Source organism: Gluconobacter sp. P5E10, assembly GCF_018812145.1.
GTDB classification, from domain to species: domain Bacteria; phylum Pseudomonadota; class Alphaproteobacteria; order Acetobacterales; family Acetobacteraceae; genus Gluconobacter; species Gluconobacter cerinus.
The window spans coordinates 11,924-33,623 of sequence record NZ_JACRVZ010000010.1 but is presented as its reverse complement, the minus strand read 5'-3'; the positions used below and the strand labels follow the sequence as shown (position 1 = coordinate 33,623).

The 21,700-nt window shown below is 55.7% G+C and carries 16 protein-coding genes and 1 tRNA gene; 9 read left to right on the top strand and 8 right to left on the bottom strand.

The genetic code is table 11. From position 1 onward, the window contains the following. Positions 1-158: 158 nt before the first annotated feature. Positions 159-2,177, top strand: coding sequence for an NAD(+) synthase (locus KP707_RS15140; protein WP_211507055.1), 2,019 nt, complete (start codon positions 159-161; stop codon positions 2,175-2,177). 91 nt (positions 2,178-2,268) lie between these two features. Continuing rightward, a complete protein-coding gene (locus KP707_RS15135; protein ID WP_211507054.1) occupies positions 2,269-3,660 on the top strand; it encodes an NAD-dependent succinate-semialdehyde dehydrogenase in 1,392 nt (463 codons plus the stop codon). A gap of 98 nt (positions 3,661-3,758) precedes the next feature. On the opposite strand, the gene KP707_RS15130 is transcribed toward KP707_RS15135, so the two are convergent. Continuing rightward, complete coding sequence (locus tag KP707_RS15130; RefSeq protein ID WP_211507053.1) at positions 3,759-6,212, bottom strand: glycosyltransferase; 2,454 nt, start codon at positions 6,210-6,212, stop codon at positions 3,759-3,761. Between the two features lie 946 nt (positions 6,213-7,158). Between KP707_RS15130 and KP707_RS15125 the strand changes: the two genes are divergently transcribed. Further along, a complete protein-coding gene (locus KP707_RS15125; RefSeq protein ID WP_211499300.1) occupies positions 7,159-8,514 on the top strand; it encodes a calcium-binding protein in 1,356 nt (451 codons plus the stop codon). A gap of 108 nt (positions 8,515-8,622) precedes the next feature. Then, positions 8,623-11,388 (top strand): glycosyltransferase, encoded by a 2,766-nt coding sequence (locus KP707_RS15120; protein ID WP_215751670.1) that lies wholly within the window; start codon positions 8,623-8,625, stop codon positions 11,386-11,388. Here KP707_RS15120 and KP707_RS15115 read toward each other — a convergent pair. After that, complete coding sequence (locus KP707_RS15115; RefSeq protein ID WP_211503632.1) at positions 11,374-12,273, bottom strand: rhamnan synthesis F family protein; 900 nt, start codon at positions 12,271-12,273, stop codon at positions 11,374-11,376. The two genes, KP707_RS15120 and KP707_RS15115, sit on opposite strands and share 15 nt — an antisense overlap. Positions 12,274-12,435: 162 nt before the next feature. On the opposite strand from KP707_RS15115, the gene KP707_RS15110 reads away from it, so the two are divergent. Then, positions 12,436-12,705, top strand: coding sequence for an HU family DNA-binding protein (locus KP707_RS15110; RefSeq protein ID WP_046900345.1), 270 nt, complete (start codon positions 12,436-12,438; stop codon positions 12,703-12,705). 5 nt (positions 12,706-12,710) lie between these two features. Here the strand turns inward: KP707_RS15110 and KP707_RS15105 are convergent. The 5 genes from KP707_RS15105 to KP707_RS15085 form a co-directional block, all read right to left on the bottom strand. After that, a tRNA-Gln gene (locus tag KP707_RS15105) sits at positions 12,711-12,785 on the bottom strand. A gap of 69 nt (positions 12,786-12,854) precedes the next feature. After that, entirely contained in the window at positions 12,855-13,544 is a 690-nt protein-coding gene (locus tag KP707_RS15100; RefSeq protein ID WP_046900333.1) for a hypothetical protein, read from the bottom strand. 80 nt (positions 13,545-13,624) lie between these two features. After that, positions 13,625-14,452 (bottom strand): pyrroline-5-carboxylate reductase, encoded by an 828-nt coding sequence (proC, locus tag KP707_RS15095; protein WP_167386114.1) that lies wholly within the window; start codon positions 14,450-14,452, stop codon positions 13,625-13,627. After that, positions 14,449-14,955 (bottom strand): YbjN domain-containing protein, encoded by a 507-nt coding sequence (locus KP707_RS15090; protein ID WP_086634776.1) that lies wholly within the window; start codon positions 14,953-14,955, stop codon positions 14,449-14,451. The genes proC and KP707_RS15090 overlap by 4 nt, the downstream gene beginning before the upstream one ends. A gap of 201 nt (positions 14,956-15,156) precedes the next feature. After that, entirely contained in the window at positions 15,157-15,447 is a 291-nt protein-coding gene (locus tag KP707_RS15085; RefSeq protein WP_099211189.1) for an accessory factor UbiK family protein, read from the bottom strand. Between the two features lie 82 nt (positions 15,448-15,529). Between KP707_RS15085 and rfaD the strand changes: the two genes are divergently transcribed. The 4 genes from rfaD to KP707_RS15065 are packed head-to-tail and all read left to right on the top strand — an operon-like array spanning position 15,530 to position 19,550. Beyond that, entirely contained in the window at positions 15,530-16,510 is a 981-nt protein-coding gene (gene rfaD, locus KP707_RS15080) for an ADP-glyceromanno-heptose 6-epimerase (RefSeq protein WP_211503633.1), read from the top strand. Positions 16,511-16,521: 11 nt separating this feature from the next. Next, complete coding sequence (gene lgt / locus KP707_RS15075; protein WP_215751674.1) at positions 16,522-17,328, top strand: prolipoprotein diacylglyceryl transferase; 807 nt, start codon at positions 16,522-16,524, stop codon at positions 17,326-17,328. Then, positions 17,321-18,094: a peptidoglycan editing factor PgeF gene (gene pgeF / locus KP707_RS15070; RefSeq protein WP_211503634.1), complete on the top strand. Its 774-nt coding sequence runs from the start codon at positions 17,321-17,323 to the stop codon at positions 18,092-18,094. Before lgt ends, pgeF begins: the two co-directional genes overlap by 8 nt. A 55-nt stretch (positions 18,095-18,149) precedes the next feature. Further along, positions 18,150-19,550, top strand: a complete 1,401-nt coding sequence (locus tag KP707_RS15065) for an amidohydrolase family protein (protein WP_211503635.1) — start codon at positions 18,150-18,152, stop codon at positions 19,548-19,550. Between the two features lie 35 nt (positions 19,551-19,585). Here KP707_RS15065 and KP707_RS15060 read toward each other — a convergent pair whose 3' ends face one another. Next, entirely contained in the window at positions 19,586-21,694 is a 2,109-nt protein-coding gene (locus KP707_RS15060) for a catalase (protein WP_211503636.1), read from the bottom strand. Between the last annotated feature and the right edge of the window lie 6 nt (positions 21,695-21,700).

The window sequence follows — 21,700 nt, the reverse complement described above, 5'->3', positions numbered from 1 at the left end:
AAGTCTCCTGGGTCATAATGTTCCTCCGGTTGGAGAAACGGGGTGAGCAAGCCAGAACGGCACAGAGCCTCTCCGGTTCAATTTCGTAATGGCTGTATCGCTGAACATATTGAAACGTGGCGCCCGCTTCTGCGTCGCCTGGGTCTGAGAGAGGCACCATGACCAGATTCCGCTCACTTTATCATCAGGGCTTTGCCCGGATTGCGGCCTGTACGCTTCCCGTTTCGCTGGCTGAACCGCACGCCAATGCGGAGAGGGTTCTCGAGGTCCTGAAGGAATGCGACCGCCAGCGTGTTGCTACGGTTGTTTTTCCGGAACTGGGACTGACTGGCTACACGCTTGATGATCTGCGGTTTCAGGATGTGGTGCTGGATGGTGCCCGAACTGCCCTTGAATGGCTCGCCAGGCAGACGGCTGACCTGATGAGTGTTGCTGTGGTCGGGCTGCCGCTTTGCCGGGGGGAGCTGCTCTATAATTGTGCAGCAGTCATTCATCGTGGGCGTATTCTGGGTGTGGTTCCCAAATCCTATCTTCCACGATACCGGGAATTTTATGAGCCCAGACAGTTCACGTCTGGCTTGGGAACGTCCGGACTGGTGCGGATTGGTGGCGCTGAGGTTCCGTTTGGCGCGGACCTTCTGTTTGAAGCACATGATCTGTCGGGTCTGACGCTGGGCGTCGAGATTTGTGAGGATTTGTGGGTGGCCAACCCTCCTAGCGGAATGCTGGCTCAGGCGGGGGCGAGTGTTGTTCTCAATCCTTCTGCGTCGCCAGTCACTATTGGCCGTACAGATGATCGTTCTCTGCTGTGCCAGGCTCAATCCATGCGGACTTTGACAGCGTATGCGTATGCAGCGGCTGGGGAAGGGGAATCCACCACTGATCTGGCATGGGATGGTCAGGTTTCCATTCACGAGAATGGCCGCCTTCTCGCGCAGTCAGATCGCTTCCCTCAGGGAGAGCGGCTGGTGGTGGCGGATGTGGATCTTGATCTTCTTCGGCAGGAGCGCTTGCGGACGGGGCAGTTTGGTGTCGGGTGTGACCGTTTCAGAACCATTGGGTTCGCCTTGTCTGCCCCACTGGAAGACCTTGGGTTAAAGCGCGACGTTGCAAGATTCCCATTTGTTCCCTCTGATCCGAAGACGCTGGCTCGGGATTGCTATGAAGCCTGGACCATTCAGGTGAGCGCGCTGCGTCAACGGTTGCAGGCGAGTGGTGCCCAGCGTGCTGTCATTGGTGTTTCCGGCGGACTTGATAGTACGCTGGCGCTGCTGGTCGCTGTCAGAGCTGCTGATGAGCTTGGCTGGCCCCGAACGCATGTCCTTGCCTACACGATGCCCGGATTTGCCACTGGCAGTGAAAGTCGTGGGCTTGCTCATGCGCTCATGTCAGCGCTGGGTGTAGAAACCAATGAGCTCGATATTCGGCCTGCGGCCGAGACGATGCTGGCGGGCATTGGTCATCCTTATGCAGAGGGCAAGCCGGTTCATGACATCACCTTCGAGAATGTGCAGGCAGGACTGAGAACGGACTTTCTCTTCCGTCTGGCCAATCATCGAAACGGCATTGTCATCGGGACGGGTGATCTCTCCGAGTTGGCGCTGGGGTGGTGCACCTATGGCGTCGGGGATCAGATGTCTCACTACAATGTGAACGCTGGAATGCCGAAGACGCTGATCCAGCATGTCATTCGCTGGTTGGTCCGGGAAGGGGGGCTGGAAGGCGGTGCACCAGACGTTCTGGAGAAGATCGTCAATGCTGAAATCTCCCCTGAGCTCGTTCCGGATGTGGGGCAGGGAATTCAGAGTACGGAGCAGATAATTGGGCCGTATGCCTTGCAGGATTTCACGCTTTTCTATGTGCTAAGATATGGATTTCGCCCTTCACGTATCGCCTTTTTGGCTGAAAAGGCATGGGGACGTGTTACAACCGGTTCGTGGCCGATGCATTTCCCTGAAGACCGGCGAAAATCCTATGATCTGGAAGAAATCTGTCACTGGTTAAGGATTTTTATCCACAGGTTTTTTGCTACCAGTCAGTTCAAGCGCTCTGCCATGCCAAATGGGCCAAAAATCGTTGCTGGCGGCTCTCTTTCTCCGCGCGGAGACTGGAGGGCACCGTCCGATGGTAACGCACGAGCATGGCTGGAAGAGCTTAAACAGAACACGGCTATGTGAACTTTCAAACTTTTGAGGGGTTGGGGGTTCCGTACCATGGCTTTCATGCCAATATGCAGGGTACCATTTTATTCAACGGAGATTTTCCGTCATGGCTTACGCTACGACCAATCCATATACGGGTGAAACACTTAAAACCTTCCCGGAAGCAACTGACCAGGAAGTTCAGCAGGCGATCACCGACGCGTATGAGGCATTTAAGAGTTGGCGCGACGTTTCCTTTGCAGACCGCGCCAAGGTTATGGCTGCTGCAGGCGCAATCCTTCGTCGTGATATCGATAAATATGCGAAGCTTCTCACCCTTGAGATGGGCAAGCTTTATGAAGAAGCAAAGCTGGAGACCATTCTCTCCGCTGAGATCTTTGAATATTACGCCAAGAACGCAGAAGAGCTTCTGAAGCCGGAAAAGCTTCCGGTTGCTGATCCGAAGGAAGGCGAAGCCATCCTGATCCATCAGCCGCAGGGTATTGTCTTTGCGATTGAGCCTTGGAATTTCCCATACTACCAGATCGCTCGTATCATCGCACCGCAGCTCTCTGCCGGTAATACGGTTCTGCTGAAGCATGCATCCAATGTGCCGCAGTGTGCTGCCATCTTCGATGATCTGATGATCGAGGCCGGCCTGCCCAAGGGCGCATTCCACAATCTTTATGCTGCCCGTCATCATACGGCCGTGATCCTGAATGATCCGCGCGTCTGTGGTGTGGCGCTGACTGGCTCTGAAGGTGCGGGCGCTATTGTGGCCAGTACGGCTGGTCAGGCGCTCAAGAAGGCAACGATGGAACTCGGCGGTGCCGATGCATTCGTTGTGCTTGAAGATGCCGATGTTGAAAAGGCTGCCAAGTGGGCTGCTTTCGGGCGTCATTGGAATGCCGGCCAGGTCTGCGTGTCTTCCAAGCGCCTGATCGTTGTAGACGCCATCTACGACAAGTTCCTTGAGATCTATAAGGCTGAGGTTCTCAAGTTCAAGGCTGGTGATCCGATGGATCCGGCTACGACGCTTGCGCCGCTGTCTTCACAGAAGGCTGCTGATGATCTGAAGGCTCAGGTTGAAGAAGCCAAGAAGCATGGAGCTGTTGTTGAAGTGATCGGCGCACCGGTTCCAGAAAAGGGTGCCTTCTTCCAGCCGCTTCTGATGACGAACCTGCATGGTGACAATGAAGCCCGTCACTGGGAGTTCTTTGGCCCTGTCACGCAGCTTTATCGTGTGAAGGACGAGGCTGAGGCGATCCGGATTGCCAATGACTCGCCGTTTGGTCTGGGCGGCTCTGTCTTTACCAAGGACACGGCGCGTGGCGTGAAGGTTGCCGAGAAGATCCACACGGGCATGGTCTATGTGAACCATCCGACGATGGTGAAGGCTGATCTGCCGTTCGGTGGTGTGGCTCGTTCTGGTTATGGCCGTGAGCTGATTGGTCTGGGTATCAAGGAGTTTGTGAATCACAAGCTGATTGATGTCGTGGATATCGACGCACCTTTCTGATTATGAGTTGGCTGGATCTTGCGATCCGGCCTTTTCATGAAAAACCCCGGACAGGAAACTGTCCGGGGTTTTTTCGTCTGAGAGATGTATCGGAGAGGTCAGACTCTCTGATGGGCCTTCTCTGCTGTCAGATTAATCCAGGGGTGTCTGTCCTGCACATATGCGACGACGCGCGCTTTATGGGCAGCACGCTCTGTCGATGCGTTGGTCATGGAACTGCTGTGTTGCCTGTAATCCGCCAAAATGGCTGGAACCTGCCGTCCTGGTAGTCCAAGTTCAGCAAAAGTGCACCAGAGGTCATAGTCTTCCCAGCCCATTGCTTCACGTGAAACATAGTAGCCGCCGGCTGCTGCCCACGCCCATTTGGCGACCATGGCCATGGCATCAATGCGATTGCCTGAAACCAGTGTCAGGGGATTAGAGGGCAGATCCCCCAGCAGAACGGGTGCGCCGGGCGGTGTCGTCAGATCAGGGGTCTTCTTCGTAACGATTGGCCCGTTTTCGTCGAAGCACTGGATCAGTGGATAGGCGTAGGCGATGCCAAATGTCATGCCAGCCAGCAGGGTTTCACAAGCATCCGGACGCAGGATGTTGTCGGCGTCCAGTTGCAGGGTGTGGGGGGTTTCTGCTGCGTCCATGCCGATGTTTCGTGCGCCACCCAGCCCCGCATTCCGGATGGACCGCCTGAAGATCAGGCGGTTGAAGCGACTGGTGTGTCGTTCCATCCAGATCCTGATGAGGTCAAGAGATTCATCCGTTGACCCATCGTCCACCACGATAAGGTCCAGAGTGGGAAGTGTCTGGGCTGCGACAGAGTCCAGAGCATCCAGCACGTGATTGGCGTAATTGTAGGATGTCACAATGACGGTGACCTCCGCTTCCCCCAGAATATCATGATGGAAGAGGGTCTCGCTCTCCGGAATGATCGGGAGCGCCGGGGACTTTAAACGGCTCCGGGCGAGAAGAGTCTCTGCGGCTTGAGCTGCTTCCACATCACCATTGAGAGAAGAGAGTGCCAGTGACATGCGCCGGGCCTGAGCTTCCGGGCTGAAGGGCCAGAGAACGTCATGATAGGCATTGCGCGCCAGGGTGCGGCGTAGATCCGAGTTGTCGACTAGTTTTAAAAGGGCGCGGGTCCAGTCTTCGGGCGTTTCAGCGAGCAGGCCGGTTTCGTTATCTCTTACAATGCGCCGGAAGGGGCCTGTTGGAGACACGATCGAGGCATTCCCGGCAAGGGAAGCTTCCAGGAATTTGATTTCGCTTTTGGCTTCGCAGAAGACGTTTCCAACTTCCAGCGGAGCAATGGAAATATCAAATCTGGCGAACTCTTCTCCAAGTTCGGACAGCGGGACCATGTCTCGCCATTCGATCTGGTTTTCTACGGCTTTAAGTGCTGGAAACTCTTCCATCAGGAGAACGGGTCGATGATTGTCCTTCTCTCTGAATAGAACCAGCCGTGCATTGGGGTGGGTCTTCAGCACATGTGTCAAAGCGGGATAGGCAATTGCGAAGTCACGTTGGTGCGTCCGCGAGCCTGTGGCGTATCCAATGCGGATCAGTGCGTCTTCAGACGTTGCACGACCAGGCTCTCCGCGAAGGCGGCAGCCGAGACGAGATCGACGCAGTGTTTCATGATCATAGACATTGGGAAGAAGGTGAACGACGGGTCTGAGTTCATGCATCGCAAGAGCCAGTTCGCGCGTCGTCGTCGATCCCTGATCACAGCGGACAAGAGTTCGGCGCATGTCTGCAAAGCAACGCTCGATACGCTCTTCTGTCGCCCCGACAGAGCGAATGCCGTCGATGAAGTCGACGCGGGCGTAATGTGGAACGAAGACAATATCATCAGCATCAAAAATGGTTTTGACGCCTTCCTGCTGGGCGAGATCAAGGATAGTGCTGACATGACCGCTGTATTCTACGCGCCAGAAGATCAGGACGTCGGCCCAGCGGATGTCCTCGTAGCCTACTGCGGCGCAAGGTTGGATGCGCGCTTCATATCCGGCGTTTTGGGCAGCTTCAGCGTTCCGGGTGCATCGATAAGCCACACCCGGAGTGTTGGGTTCTCCGGCGATGAAAAGAACGCGCTGTATGCCATCAGGTGAAGACCCGTGAGTGTCGGGGCTGTCGGTGGTCTCGCTCGAGGCAGGAGACGCACTGGATGAAAAATCCTCCTTGTCCGACTGAGGCTGCAGTTCTGGAAGCGTCGGAATGTAGGGAATGAACGGCTTTCGAAATGACCGTAGAACCCGGCGCCACAGAGGGGCAGGTTGCGAGAGAAAAGCTTCCAGAGACTCCAGACCAGCACGATTTTCCGTGTAGTGATGTTCAAGCTCTGCCCGCTTCTGGCTCTCTTCCATCATTTTTGTGCGGAACACGTCACGTTCCTGACGGATGGGGTCAAGAATGTGCGTTAGGGATGTGATCTTCTCGTTCCGACTGCGAAGATCTCTCGAAAGGGATCGGCTTTCAATCCGAAGAGTATGGACCGCGCGCTCGGCTTGCTCGGCGGATTTTCTATATCGCTGAAGCTCTGTGTTAGCCCGACGCATGGTCAGGTCATGGGCCAGGAGTTGACGAACCCTGTGACGGAAGTTGCGAGAAGTGTCTGACTGACCCTTAAGGAGTTCTATAAGGGGGTGAGTACCTGCGGGGCAGAGCGAAATATAATCCGAAAGGCGTATTTCTTCTGAATGCGGCCGGGAGTTCCTTCCGACTACAACAACTGGAAGGCTGGAGACTGTATTCTGTTTTTCATGTGCTTGCCGACAGAGGATTAGCCCTGCGTCAGTGTTCTGGAAGACGCTAGTGAATCTTGTTTCCGGAAGATTGCCTTCAAGCTCCAGGTGGGTCCTGAGCTGGGAGCCAAGCTCATCGTCAAGAGTTGGGGAAAGCAGGATCGTGGCTGCTTGCTGAGATTTATCCTGCAAGCTTGTTACCAGCCACGTAATTGTTCTGACGGCGTGGTCATCCCAATCTTCCTGCTGGCAGGAGGTTGCCTCGATTGTTGGCCTCTGGGTAAGCAAAATGGCTAAGTCAGCCAGATACTGATCCTGCAGAGCGGGGGAGAGGGAGGTTGGGAATATGTTTGTCACAGGTGCAATTTACAGATTCGTATAGGATTATGGTGTGAAAAGCATCTTAAGGCATTGTAGAGACACAATCCCTCCTTCTGTTTGTTTTTTGTGAAGTATTTTAATTTTTTATTGATTGCCTGCTGTAAAGTTTAACCTGTCATTGCAACTCTTCGTAAAATGCTTCCTTCTGTGATGGGGCATTCCTGCCCCTGCCTGTCTGTGTCTTTTTAAGCACAGTTGGGTATTGCACTGTGAGTGGACCTTTATATTGCTCCGATGTTGGGGTGGTTCTTGTGTAGGTGCGTCAGATCCTTATTGCTTTTGGTGATGAGGCTTTGATATATGCAAGACTCGTCACTCGATCATTTGGGTGGTCTGAGGGCCGCCAGTGCGAGGCAACCTTTTTTAGGAGTGCATGGTAATGGCAATCACTACCGTGGTTGGCGCCTCCGGCCAGATCCTTGCGGTCACGGTCGACGGTGCGCAGGCCCACGCTCTGGCCAGTCAATATTCGTCTGCTATCGCTGGTGTCAGCGGTCTGACGAGCTATGACCTGGTACCAGGCGGAAACAGCAGCCCAAGCAACGCAAGCGTTTCTCAGGGCGTTATCACCCAAGGCGGCAGCTACAGCATCACCGGTGATGTAGCTTATGTTGCTGCGGGTTCATACGCACCGACCGATACGCTTAATGGCGCTGTTTCAATTGACCTTTCAAATGATACCGCTTCCAACATCAAGCTGCTGACAGGCAGCTGGGTCGGCGTTTCGGTTCAGGCTGGAAACCAGAACGGCGTGTTCATCGGTGGCGTTGGCAACAACACCTTCGCGGGCACGAGCAAGACTGGTAACTGGAACATCGCTACCGGTTCCGGTAACGACACGATTTCTGGCACCGATGGCAACAACACCATCGATGGCGGAACAGGCAACAACCTGATCACCCTGGGTTCAGGTACGAACGTTGTTCGTTCCGAGGGCCAGGACACGATCGATGGTTCCGCTGGCACCGACACTGTTACCCTGCTGGGTGGCAGCTCGGTCGTAACTCTTGGCGCCAACGCCACGGTTTATGACACGACGTACGCAAACACCGTATCGGTTGGTAGCAACGGCTTCATCACGGGTGGTAGCTCCAGCACGTACTTCGCGACTGGAACGACTGCTACGGTCGCTGGTGGTCTGAACGATACCATTTCTGCTGCAGGTGACTTCCAGCAGATCCGTGGTACGGGCAACAGCATCAGTGTCGATGGTTCCCTGTCCTTCCTGAACGGTACGGGCAACACCACCATCACGGCTGGCAATGCTACCATGTTCGGTGCATCCGGCCTGAACGCTCAGTTCGATGGTGTGTCCGGTTACAGCCTGTTCGTAGGTAACGATGGTGACGAAGCAATTTCTGCTGCGTCTTCCCACGGTGTCCTGCAGGCTTTCGCAGGTACCGGCAACACGACCGTCATTGGCGGAACCGGTGCCGATACGCTGGTTGGTGGAACGGGCAATGCTACCCTTGAGGGTGGTTCCGGCTCTGCTAACCTGTTTGCTCTGAACAAGGGTGCTGCTGGTGGCAACTACACCATCAGTGACTTTGGCAGCGCAGCTGGTAACCTGATGGCTCTGTACCAGTACGGCCTTCAGAACAACGGTGGGCTTGAGAACGTTCTGTCCAATGCAACTGTTGCCGGTGGCAACACGACCATTGCACTGTCCGACGGTTCCAAGATCACGTTCCTCGGCGTTACAGATCTGAAGGCTTCCAGCTTCAATCTGAGCTAATCTACCCTGTTTGCTGGTTTGCCAGCATTCATGAAGAAAGCTGGGTTCGAAAGAACCCAGCTTTTTTTGTTTGTGCCCACCCCTTCATAGACTTTGGCCTTTTCTCTGATGACAGTGCAGCCCGGCTCCAACGTGACCCTCCTTCCAGGTACAGCTGAAGAAGATTCGCAGAAGGTTTTGCTTGAGAGTTACCGCAGCTCAGCACGTCTGAACGGAATGAGAGCCGATGGACTACAAATTGAAAACACGCATCTGCGGGATCAGATGGCTCTTGTTCAGAGTTCTCTGTCGTGGCGGGTCACCGCTCCACTGCGGCTGGTAAGAGGCTTGTCTCTTGGGCGGCTTCCCTCGGGCAGGCCCCTTAGAGAACTTCCTGATCGCGTTACTGAGCTTTGGAGCAAAGGCGGTCTTCGGGCAGTAGGGGGTGCACTGGCACGCCAGGCTCTTCCTCGCTCTGGCAAGAAGAGAAACTCCGTTCTTTCAAAGGCTACCCAGCAAGTTACGTCTGAAGAAGCTGTGGCTGGCCACTCCGTTTACAGTGATCTGCTTGATGAGGGCGCAGCATCTCTTGCTCCGAAAATTCTGATCATTGCAGAAGTCTCTTTGCGGCAGTGCGCGAAGTATCGTGTGTGGCAAAAGCGGGATCTGCTGGAACGCCTTGGATGGGCTGTTCAGGTTGTGGACTGGCGGGACATTGGTGTTGCCATGTCCGGGTTGCAGCTTTGTACGCGGGTGATTTTCTACAGGGTTCCTGGCTTCGAGACTGTCATGAAGCTGGTCGCCGAGGCCCACCGCCTGCGTCTTGAGCCGTGGTGGGAAGTGGATGATCTTATTTTCGATGCTGAAGAGTATCTTCAGAATGGGAACATCAGCAGTTTGCCTCAGGCAGAGCAGGATCTGCTCATGTCGGGTGTTACCTTATTCAGGCGCTGCATGCTGGGTTGTGGCCGAGGTATTGCTTCGACCCAGGCATTGGCGCAGGCCATGTTGGATGCAGGCCTGACTGACGTTTCAGTGCTGGAAAATGCTCTTGATCATGAGACGCTTGAGATTGCGGCGTCGCTTCCGACCCATGAAGGTACGGACGTGGAGCGTGTGTGGGTTTCTTATGGATCAGGAACCAATACGCATGATGAAGATTTTCGGCAGGCTCAGGCCGGGCTGATTGCTGCGATGGAAGATGAGCCGCGGTTGTGTCTGCGGGTCATTGGTCAGCTTAAACTGTCGGATGACTTTCACAGGTTCGGAGACCGTGTGGAGCGCCTGACAGAACTCTCATATCGCGACTATCTCGCGGCACTCTCCCGAACGGATATTGCGATTGCGCCTCTTGAGCCCACGCTTTTCAATGACTGCAAGAGTAATATCAAATTTCTGGAGGCGGCAGTCGTTGGAGTTACGGCCATCTGTTCCCCTCGGAATGCTTTTCTTTCAGTCATGCGACATGGCGAAAATGGCCTGTTGGCCGTTACCGATGATGATTGGAAGCAGAGTTTCCTGACCTTGGCACGAGATGTGCCATTGCGTCAGCGTTTAGCGATTCAGGCCCGTCAGGATGTGATGGAGCGATACGCGCCTGAAGCAATGGCTGTCACGCAGGGGCGGGCTGTTTTTGGTACGCCTGTGATACCGGAGCGGAAAGCTCTGCGAGTGCTGATGGCGAATGTCTATTACGCTCCCCGCTCGTTCGGGGGAGCGACGATCGTCGCAGAGGAACTGGCAACCCGGCTCACGCAGCGCGGTGTTGAAGTGGGAATCATGACATCCCGCCCACGCCTGGACGAGAATTTGTCAGGAAGTATTCGCTACGTCATCAACGGTACGGACGTGTTGTCGGCGGTTATCCCGGAGGGAACGGACCTTATTGGTGCCCTGGACAACCCGCAGATGGCTGAGGTGTTTGCCGGTTGGCTGGATGCTTACCAGCCTGATGTGGTGCATGTGCATGCCGCTCAGGGGCTTGGTACTGCCATGCTGCGGGTTTGTCAGGAACGGGGAGTTCTCTATGTTCTGACACTGCATGATGCGTGGTGGCTATGCGACAGGCAGTTCATGGTTCGGGAAGATGGGCATTACTGCTTCCAGACCCGTATTGACCAGCAGGTTTGCCAGATGTGTCAACCTCATGCCCGACACTTGCGAGATCGTGTGACGATCATGCATCAGGCTCTGGCTGAAGCGGCTTTGTTGATCAGCCCGTCTGAGGCACATCGTCAGCTTTATCTTGCCAATGGCGTTGAGCCTGAGCGGATTGTTGTGAACCGGAATGGCTTTCGGTGGCCTGAACGACCTCGTCGTCAGCGAACGCCTGGTTCTCGAATCCGGTTTGGATTTGTCGGTGGGACAGAGGCCGTAAAGGGATATCCACAACTCAAAAAATGTATGGAGTCTCTGGAGCGATCTGACTGGGAACTGGTTCTGGTCGATAACAAGATCAATCTTGGTTTCAGGTCCATTCATGCTGAAGACTGGTCAGTGAAGGGGGAACTGAAAATTGTTCCTGCCTTCACACAGGCTGGACTCGATGATTTCTATGACCAGATTGATGTCTTGCTGTTTCCGTCCCAATGGAAAGAGAGTTACGGTCTGACAGTTCGTGAAGCTTTGGCGCGTGACGTCTGGGTTGTGACGACAGCTCCTGGCGGACAGTCAGAGGATGTGGTCGACGGAGTGAATGGAACGCATCTCCCGCTTGATGGACGTCCTGAGACACTGGCTGCGGCCGTCAAATCTTTGCTTGGTCAGGCTGAAAAATTTGATGGATACGTCAATCCATTCAAGAGCAGTCTGGCAACGTACGAAGCGCAAACAGAAGAGCTCCTTGGCTTTCTGGAGCGCGTGGTGAAGCGTAAAGCTAATCTAGTGACCCATTAAAAGCGCTGGTAAAGCACGTAGTCTGTCTTCACTGGCCAAGGCCTGAACCAGTCGCGCTCGGAAACCGGCCTTTTTGTGCTGAACGCGCGGCGGGTTGTTGGCCAGGTAGAGTGCGATCCAGTCGGGGTCGAAAAAGGTTTTGTCAGGAATTTCGCTTCGCCAGAGATGGACTGACGCTACTCCACTTGGGTTGTCGCGGAGAAGCTCTGTCTTGATGAACGGTGCTTGCCCTGAGTGAAGCACGGTGCGCCAGTCTGTATGCATTGGGTTCAACGAAAGAAGGCGTGCCAGCCCCCGTTTGCTGCTCCAGGAGGCTGTCATCTCCAGTTCGGCTGCATGTATAGCCAAGCCGAGGCCTAACTCACCATGCAAGACAATTTCCGGCTTACTCATGCTGTTGAATGGTTGCTCAAACACGCGCCTTATGGCGGGATGATCGAGGGTTTCCCGTGTCATGACAAGAAACCATGACTGGAGATGGGCTGTAATAGCCTCTGACCGCACCATACCCCAGACAGGGGAATGATGGGCTCGCATGTTGTCCACAATTGGCTGCAAGGGCGTCATAGGCCCAAAAATACTGTCATTCGCAAAGAGAATTTCAGTCGCTCCCGCATCGCAGTTCCTGGTGAGCAGGTCCTGCCAGGCACCAAAATCAAGACCGGAGTTTTCTCTGGGATAGAGGGTCGCTGCGATTGGTGTGGGGCCAGAAGTAAAACTGTTCTGAAGGACTGTTAATCCTTCCGCATCGTTTGGGTCCAGGCCGGAGACGGCGACATGCAGTTCAAACCCGCATCCCGCAATCTGATCGAGGAGATGGCGGGTATGGGGGGCCAGTGTTGGTGCAGGCGCGTGATAGGCGAAAAGGCAGATGGAACGCGACATGAAATTCCTGACGATGGAACGCTTGGGCTGCTGAAGCGATTATATCATCGTTGCCTAATGGTATTGTAAGAAATACTTAGGAATGCTGTAAAAGATGGTGAATGTTCAGGTGTTGGAGCTGCATCCTGAGACAGGGACGCACAAGAGGAGAAAAATGCATCTATGAGTAAGGCATTTCTCGCAGCTGTTCTTCAGGACTCCATAGACTGTACAGGCGTTGCTGCACAGCGAGCGGCTAACGATCTTGTAGATGCTATTATTGATGAACTGAGACGTGAAGGAGGGTTTACTATCTCCTCTTTTGGTACGTTTACCGTGTGCGAAACAAAAGCGCGCCAAGCGATAAACCCGCGGACAGGAGAACCGGTGGAAGTTCCCCCGGGACGGACCGTCCGGTTCAAGGCAAGCCCTGGATTGAAGCAGAATTTATAAAGATTTGGCTGGGGCGGGAGGATTCGAACCTCCGCATGGCGGAATCAAAATCCGCTGCCTTACCGCTTGGCTACGCCCCAGTAGATCGCGTTTACGAACGCGATGGATCGGCTTTTAATCCGAACCAATGCGTCTCGTAAAGCCCAATATCAGAATTCAAGTTCCAGTTCGTGATCTGGCAACCCTGTAGTGCGCATAGCTTCGTCCATTTTGCGGCGGGCTGAGGCCTTCAGGATACCGAGACGCTCAGCTTTGTTGAGCGCCTGATCCAAGGCAGCCATGGTGCTTCCAAGATCCTGGCTTTCGTCTTTTTCCCAGGCCCGGAGCGCGTGTCCCCAGACGGCGGTCAGGGCATTAATGCGCCAGAGGCCGCCGAGACCAGAACAGTCCATACCTGCTGCGTCAGCGAGCCAGCGCATGGAGTCCACAGTTGCTCCGGCTAAAAGTGCTGCCAGGGCGGGGTCATAGGGAACGGCGTGAAGGACAGCTCTGACGCCTGTGCGATATTCTTCGAAAATATCGAATCGACGCATCATGAGATCGAAAAGGTATTCGCGAAGTGTGCCGCCATTTCCTTCGTCGCGGAGTGCGCTTTCATCGGCGAGCCGTCCCAGACGCAGCAGCAGCAGTGCTTTGACCGGATAGCGGGAGCGCACAGCATCAACAGGCAGGCCTGCCTCGCGCGCTGCATCAACTAGGGAAAACCGGTGCCAGCCGTCTGAACCGGCGAGGCTCAGGGCAGACTGGAGGAGAGCAATATCGAAGGCTTCCCTGTCCAGTTCCGGTGTGCTGTCTGATGCCAGCTCATCGGTATCAAATGGGTCCTGCCGCTCTTCCATGCCGGTCTCCTGTAGAAAACTTGTTTCTTAATGGTGGGAGCGTTTGCCAGTGTCAGCAAGTTCCCACCAGAGAGAAACGATCAACCGGCGAGTTCGTCGGCCCGTTTTGTGGCCGCGTCAATGGCTTTTGAAATATTTGACGGCCATGCGTCTGGCGCCATGAGAACATTCAGGGCGGCAGCAGTTGTTCCGTTTGGGCTGGTGACAGCTTTGCGCAGGTCGGCAGCATCGTCGGGCATGTCATCCAACATCCGCCCGGCGCCGTAAATCGTTCCCCGTGCCAGACGGCGTGCTGTCGTTTGGGACAGGCCGTGTGCCTCTCCAGCTTTTTCGAGCAGTTCCGCAAGAAGAAACACATAAGCAGGGCCCGAGCCGGAGACGGCTGTTACTGCCAAAAGATCTTCCTCACTATCGACCCGGACAACATCGCCAACGGCGAATAGCAGTTCGTGGCAGAGGCTTGTCTGCTCTTCTGTCGCCTGAGGAGACGCATAAAAGCCGCTGATACCTGCACCGATTGCTGACGGTGTGTTCGGCATGGCGCGAAGAATGGGGAGAGTGGCGCCGCTTTTAGATGTCGCATCTGACAGGGCGGCACAGGTTCGGCCGGCCATAACGGAAAGCAGAGCAGCCTTCTTCATGCGAGAGCCCAAGGACTCCCCTAGGGCGCTGATCGCGTCTTCCGCTGTCGCAGGTTTTACGGCCAGAACGATAATATCCGGCGTAAAGGTCGATGGAATGTCAGACGCGGCCCGAACGACTGAAAAGGTATCGTCCGAACTGGATCTGTGTCGATCAACGACAATGATATGGGGAGGTGTGGGAGAGGCGAGCCACCCGTCGAGAAGCGCGCCTCCCAGTTTTCCACAACCAACCAGCAGAATTGAAGGTGTTGATGGCAAGGTCATGCGTCTCCGACACAATCAAGCATGGCAGCGTCCAGTGCATCCTGAGGGGATTTTCCGCCCCAGAGAGTGAACTGGAAGGCGGGGTAAAAGCGTTCACATTCTGACATTGCGATATCGATCAGGTCTTCCATGCTTTCGCCTGGAGGGGTTGAGACACCACGCATCAGGAGCGTATGGCGAAAGGAGGGAACACCGGTTTCCGGATCAATAATGAAATGACCAACCCAAAGCTTGTTGTTGGCGAGGGAGACCAGTTCATGCACGTCTGACCGACGTGCTGTGGGGGACCGTAGATCCAGTGTGCAGTTCAGATGCAGGGCTGAAAGCTCGTCTGACCAGGTGAAATAGAGAGAGTAGTCACACCATTGACCTGGGGCCTGAGCCGCCATTTCGGACTGGCCAAGGCGCTCGAATTCCCATTCGTAGAGGCCCATGACCTGTTCCATGAGGTCAAGCGGATGGGATTCTGTTTCTGTGGTGAGTGAGGTGCTCAGGGCAGGCATGTCGGATCTCCCAAGGCCGTGGAGGCCGGAACCGGTCATGCACCGGTACGGCGCTCCAGATGTCTGCGGCCAGGAGGGGAATGACCTCTCCTGACGTTGATCACGTTATGTGGCCTTGGTGAAGTGTGCAAGTATCACGCACAGCTTCAATCAGTTCGTACGAAGATGTGTTGCATCCGGATCGCAACGAAAGCGACCGTTTCAGCCCTGAGGGCCACCCTTTTCTTCAGTTGCGAGGTCTTCGAGTGCTGTCAGGCGCGATTCGATGGCAGCAAGGCGTGCTTCTGCCTCGTCCTGTGCCATGCGCGCGCGTGTCGCCATTTCCTGAACGGCATCGAACTCATCACGACGAACCAGTTCCAGAGAGTTCAGGACTTCGTCAACGCGGGTACGGATGATGGAGTGAAGTTCTTCGCGTGCGCCGGTAACAGCCGAAAAAGCATTGCCGGCAAGACCTGCGAGGTCATCAAAGAAGCGGGGTCTGTCAGACATGGGAGAAACTCCTGCAGAGAGGCGGCGTGTCGTGTGTGGCGCGTCGCTTGGATCGTTTTCGGGGGCAGACTATACAGGAAGGATGATTATCGTCACCGGCGGAGCCGGATTCATTGGATCGTGCCTTCATGCCGCCTTGCGTCAGCGCGGGCTGCGGACGGTTGTTGTGGACCGGCTTCGTGAGGGTGTGAAATGGCGCAACCTCGCGTCTCATGCGCCGGATCAGATCATCACGCCTGAGGCGCTCCCGAGTTTCCTCGAGACAGCGCCAAAGATCGAAGCGGTCTTTCATATGGGCGCGATCAGCGCAACGACTGCACGAGACGGAGACCTTGTCTGGTCGACTAACGTGGCGTTGTCGCAGTTTCTCTGGCGTTGGTGCGCCCAGAACGATGTCCGGATGATTTACGCTTCATCTGCGGCGACATATGGCGCTGCGGACCAGCCTGAGATGTTCCGTGACGGGCTGGACGCGATTGATCATCTCAAGCCGCTGAACCTTTACGGATGGTCAAAGCAGGTTTTTGATCTGTGGGTAAGGCGTGAGCTGGAAGCTGGGCATTCGGCCCCACCGCAGTGGGCTGGACTGAAATTTTTCAATGTTTATGGCCCGAATGAGTATCACAAAGGGTCCATGATCTCCGTCGTGAAGGTCAAGTATGATGATCTTCAGCGTGGGGCTGCGGCACGACTGTTCAAATCTGACGTTCCAGGAATGGCCGATGGCCAGCAGAAGCGTGATTTCATCTGGGTCGGGGATGTTGTGAACGTCATGCTATGGCTTTTCGACCATCCGGATGTCAGTGGTCTTTTCAACTGCGGAACCGGTGTGGCGCGGAGCTATCTGGATCTGGCGCATGCAGTTTGTGACGCTGCGCATCGGGCGCGGGATGTAGAATTCGTCGAGATGCCTGAGAAGCTTCGTGGGCAGTATCAGTCCTTCACCTGTGCGGATATGAGCCGTTTGCGTCAGGCAGGATATGATGCGCCGTTTACGTCTCTTGAAGACGGAATACGGCAGTATGTGCGTGATTATCTTTCCCGAACGGAGTCAAACCTTTGAGCCAGCCCTTGATGTTCCCTGGGTTTGACCCCGTTGCGTTTCATGTCGGCCCGCTGCCGGTGCGCTGGTATGCCTTGGCATATATGGTCTCGTTCATCATCGCGCTGCCAACTGCGAGACGATTGAACAGGCTGGCACCGGAAGTAGCGACCAGTGAACAGGTCGATGACTTCCTGTTTTACGCTATTTTGGGTGTTTTGCTGGGGGGGCGTCTTGGGTACGTGTTGTTTTACCGACCTCTGGATTATCTCGCGCACCCCGTGGACATCATCAAGACATGGGACGGCGGGATGTCGTTTCATGGTGGGGCCTTGGGCGTCATTCTGGCTCTGGCGTTCTTCTCTTGGAAAAACCGTCTGAGTTTTCTGGCTTTTGCGGATCGGATCGTGCCGGTGGTTCCGATTGGGCTGGCGCTAGGTCGTTGCGCCAACTTTGTGAACGGGGAACTGTGGGGCCGTCCAGCATCGCCTGATCTGCTGTGGGCCATGGTATTCCCCACAGGTGGCCCCGTGGCGCGGCACCCTTCCGAGCTTTATGAGGCGTTGACGGAAGGCGTTCTCCTGTTGTGCGTCATGCTGTTTGCGGCAACCCGCCCTAAATTGCGGGCACATTTCGGATTTCTGTCAGGGTTGTTCCTCTTTGGATATGCCTGCGCGCGGAGCTTCTGTGAGTTTTTTCGGGAGCCGGATGCGAATATCGGCTTTCTGGCCGGCGGGGTCACGATGGGGCAGATCCTGTGTATTCCGATGGCGCTCGCCGGGCTGGGCCTGATGACGTATGCCCTTCGTCGTCCGGCGCAGGAGAGCGCACATGTCTGAGGCTATTCTCAGAAGTGATGGTCTTGGCGTGCCACATGGCTTTTTTACGCGCCTCGGCGGCGTGTCCCCGAAACCTTATGACAGCCTGAACTGCTCTCTGTCGTCTCCTGATGATCTGGCGAATGTGAGCGAAAACCGTGCGCGTGTTGCGCGGCAGATCGGGGTTGAGCCAGAAAAGCTTCTGGGTCTGAAGCAGACGCATAGTGACATTACGGTTCCAGTGACCTTGGAGACGGTTCTCTGGGCTATGGGGCGTGGGCAGGATGGCGATGCGCTGGTGACGGATCGCCCTGACGTCGGGGTTGGGGTGATTACGGCAGACTGCGGGCCTGTTCTTCTGGCTTCCGAGGATGGACGGATTGTGGGAGCCGCGCATGCTGGATGGCGTGGAGCGGTAGGCGGTGTTCTCGAATCTTCTGTGACGCAAATGAGAGCTCTGGGCGCCACGAATATCCGGGCAGTAGTCGGCCCCTGCATCGGGCCTGAGAGTTATGAGGTTGGCCCGGATATGCGGGATGCCGTTCTGGCTCAGGACGGAAACGCAGGTCTATTTTTCCGCGTTGCGGAGCGGGCAGGGCATTTCATGTTCGATTTACCAGAATACTGCTCGACGCGTTTGAAAGCTGCTGGTGTTCAGCAGGTTGAAGTACTGGGTGTGGATACATTGACGGACCAGAGGTTCTTCAGCCATCGCCGAAGGACACTCGCAGGTGGTGGCCATATTGGTCATCAGATTTCTGCAATCCGGCCTCGCGTTTCATCATAGTATTGCAGAGTGCCCCAGCGCTTGTGCGGATCGCTGGGACTGTTATCGTTCCGGTATGAAAATGCTTCGTCCTGCTCAGATTCTCTGTTCCATGCTGGTGGCCGCCTGTGCCGGGGGCGTAGCCTACGCCGAGCCGTCTCATCTTCTGGTTCGTAACGCCCTGATTTTTTCGATGGCCGATGGGCAGAAAGCGCCTTTTAAAGGGTATTTTTCTGTCCGTTCAGATGGCGTGATCGATCATATTGGCCCCGGTGCTCCTCCCAAGGATCTTCAAGCGGATCAGGACATGGATCTGCACGGGCATTGGGTCATGCCAGGGTTCATTTCCGCTCATAGTCATCTCTGGCAGGCTGCCTATCGTGGCCTTGCGGCGGATCAGACTTTGATGGGATGGATTACGGCTTTGTATTCCGGGAAGGCGAGTGTGGCGCGACCTGAGGATATTTATTGGTTCACTCTCGATGGCGCGCTGGATCATCTCGCTCATGGCGTCACGGCTGCCTATAATTTCAATTATGGCGGGGCGAGCCCGAAGATGGTCGTGCAAACGGATCGTTTGCAGTTTCAGGCTGAAACTGCTTCCGGCATTCGATTTGTACATGGTCTTGAGCCATTGCAGGGTAAAGCCGATGTGTCACTGGCAAAGGCTCGCCAGCATGTTGGGGATTTTCTGGCGTGGTCCGCCGGGCAGCATGTGGGGTCTACGTTCCTGTCCGTGATGATCAATGGTGGGACGGGATTTCACGACACCGGAGACGTTGCGAAGATCGAAGGGGCGTTGATGCGGGAGTATCATCTGTCCAACCAGAGTCATTATCTGGAGCCGCCTGAGAACGTTTTAGCTCAGCAGGCCCGCTTCCACTGGTTTGAAGATGAAGGCATTCTCGGGCCGCATCTGATTTTCGGTCATTTCATTCATACGACGCCTGAGATTATTGCCCGATCCGTAAAGGTTGGGGCGTCCATGGTCTGGAATCCGCTTTCAAATGGTCGTCTGGCGTCAGGGACGGCGGATATTCCGGCCTATCTGAAAGCTGGTTTGCGGGTTGGTATGGGAGAGGATGGGGAAGCCAGTGCGGATCTGGCAGACCCGTTTGAGAACATGCGGACCGGGCTTTATGCCATCCGGGACAAGTATCAGAGTGCCGCGATCATGAGCCCGTATGATGTGGTGCGCCTGCACACGCGAGGGAGTGCGGATGTTCTGGAAGTCGGGGATCGGCTTGGAAGCCTAGAAGCTGGGAAATTTGCGGATTTTCTTGTGATTGATCCGACCAATCTTGGGTATGTGTTTGACCCGTATGCCACGCTGGTTTTTGCGGCGGCTCAGGAAAATCTGGAGCAGGTGTATGTGGGGGGCGTGCTGATGGTTGAGCATGGAAAGCCGTTGAAGCAGGATTTTGCACATGTTCGGCAGGAGGCTGATCGGCGGGTTGCCGCCTCTGTTCAGCATTAAAAAAAGCCGGGGTGTGATCCCCGGCTTTTTTTGTGTCAGACGCTGTGGGTTTTGGCTTCACGATCCCAGAAGCGTAGCTTCCGGCAGGTTGCGATGAAGGGTTTAAAATCGCCATCGTTTTTGATGGCGATTACACCATCGTCCATCTCGTCGGGCGTGATGCCGCCTTTTGCTAGAAGCGGGGCAGCGTCCGGGCCGTAGGCGATGAATTTGGCGTGGGCGAAGGCATCTGCCACGAAGTCACGGGCTGTTGCTTCCCTGCTCAGAAGCTTTGTCCCTTCCGCGGAAGGGAGCAGCACGACGGCGTCGTAAAGCACGGATGGGGCGCCGACGATTTTCTGGCCAGCCGGGATGGTCTTGCCATCTGTCAGCGTTACGCCGCCGACAACGGGGGCGACCAGCTCAATCAGTGTGCCTTCCGCCTTTGCGGCTTTCTGGAGAGCGTCCAGCAGGGCTGCATCCGTACCCTCTGTAATCACGACACCCAGTTTGCGGCCTGCGAAGGAGTCGGGGCCATTCTTGAGGATGCTGAGCGCTGTTGAGGCGGCCAGATCCGTAATGGGTGTACGGGCGGCTGGAGCTGGGGCGGGGAGCTCTTTCAGGCCCAGACCTTCGGCCACGCCCTTGGCCAGCGTTTCATCCACATTCAGAAGATGAGCGATGACGCGGGAGCGAATGTTTGGCGTCTCAACCTTGCTGAGCTCGAAGACGAATGCGTTCTTGATGTGCGTTTGTTCGGGCTTTGTCTGGCTGATGTAGAACTGGCGTGCCTGGCTGTAGTGATCGGCGAAGAGTTCACCGCGTTCGCGGGTCGTGCGACCGTTGTCATCGGGGAAGTGCCTGTAGCCGGTCTTGGGGTTTTCACGCGGACCTGCACCCCAGGAGTTGGGTTCGTAGTTTACGCGACCCTTCGGGTTGTGCATGGCGGCATGGCCGTCCTGCTGGAAGTTGTGGAACGGGCATTTGGGCGCGTTAATGGGGATATGCGTGAAGTTCGGGCCACCGAGACGCTTTGTCTGTGTGTCCAGATACGAGAAGTTCCGGCCTTGCAGGAGCGGATCATTGGTGAAGCCGATACCGGGGACGACGTTCTGGGTGCAGAAGGCGACCTGTTCGGTTTCGGCGAAGAAGTTGTCCACCATACGGTCCAGCACGAGGCGACCGATCCGTCGAACGGGGATGAGTTCTTCCGGGATGAGTTTGGTCGCATCCAGAATGTCGAAGTCGAATTTGTCGGCGAAGGCGTCATCAAAGAGCTGTACGCCCAGTTCCCATTCCGGATAGTCCCCGGATTCGATGGCCTGCCAGAGGTCACGACGGTGGAAGTCAGGGTCGGCGCCGTTAATTTTGACGGCCTCGTTCCAGACAACTGACTGAAGGCCCTGCTTCGGCTTCCAGTGGAACTTCACGTATGTGGATTTTCCTTCGGCGTTGATGAGCCGGAAGGTGTGGACGCCGAAGCCTTCCATGAAGCGGAAGGACCGGGGGATGGCCCGGTCGGACATGATCCAGAGGAGCATGTGGACGGTTTCGGGCGAGAGGGATGCGAAATCCCAGAAGTTGTCATGGGCGGACTGCGCCTGCGGGAAGCCGCGATCAGGCTCTTCCTTCACGGCGTGCACCATGTCGGGGAACTTGATGGCATCCTGGATGAAGAACACGGGCATGTTGTTGCCCACGAGATCCCAGTTGCCCTCTTCGGTGTAGAGCTTCACGGCGAAACCGCGGACGTCGCGGGCGAGATCGAATGAGCCCTTGCCACCTGCGACGGTTGAGAAACGGACGAATGCCGGGACGCGGGTGCCGGTTTTTCCGAGGACGCTTGCGGTTGTGTAGTCAGACAATGAGTCTGTGAGTTCAAAGAAGCCATGCGCGCCGTAGCCCCGGGCATGAACAACGCGTTCGGGGATGCGTTCGTGATCGAAGTGGAAGATTTTTTCCCGGAAATGGAAGTCTTCCAGAAGCGTTCCGCCGCGCGGGCCAGCTTTCAGGGAGTTCTGGTCATCGGCGACGGGAACGCCCTGCTGGGTTGTCAGGGTCGGTGTGTTGCCATTTGCGGTCTGATGGGTTGCGCCCTGAGGGCCGCGCTCGAAGGTCTGGTCACCGATGGTCACGGTGGTGCGTTTGTCTGCCGTGTCGCTCATGGTCCG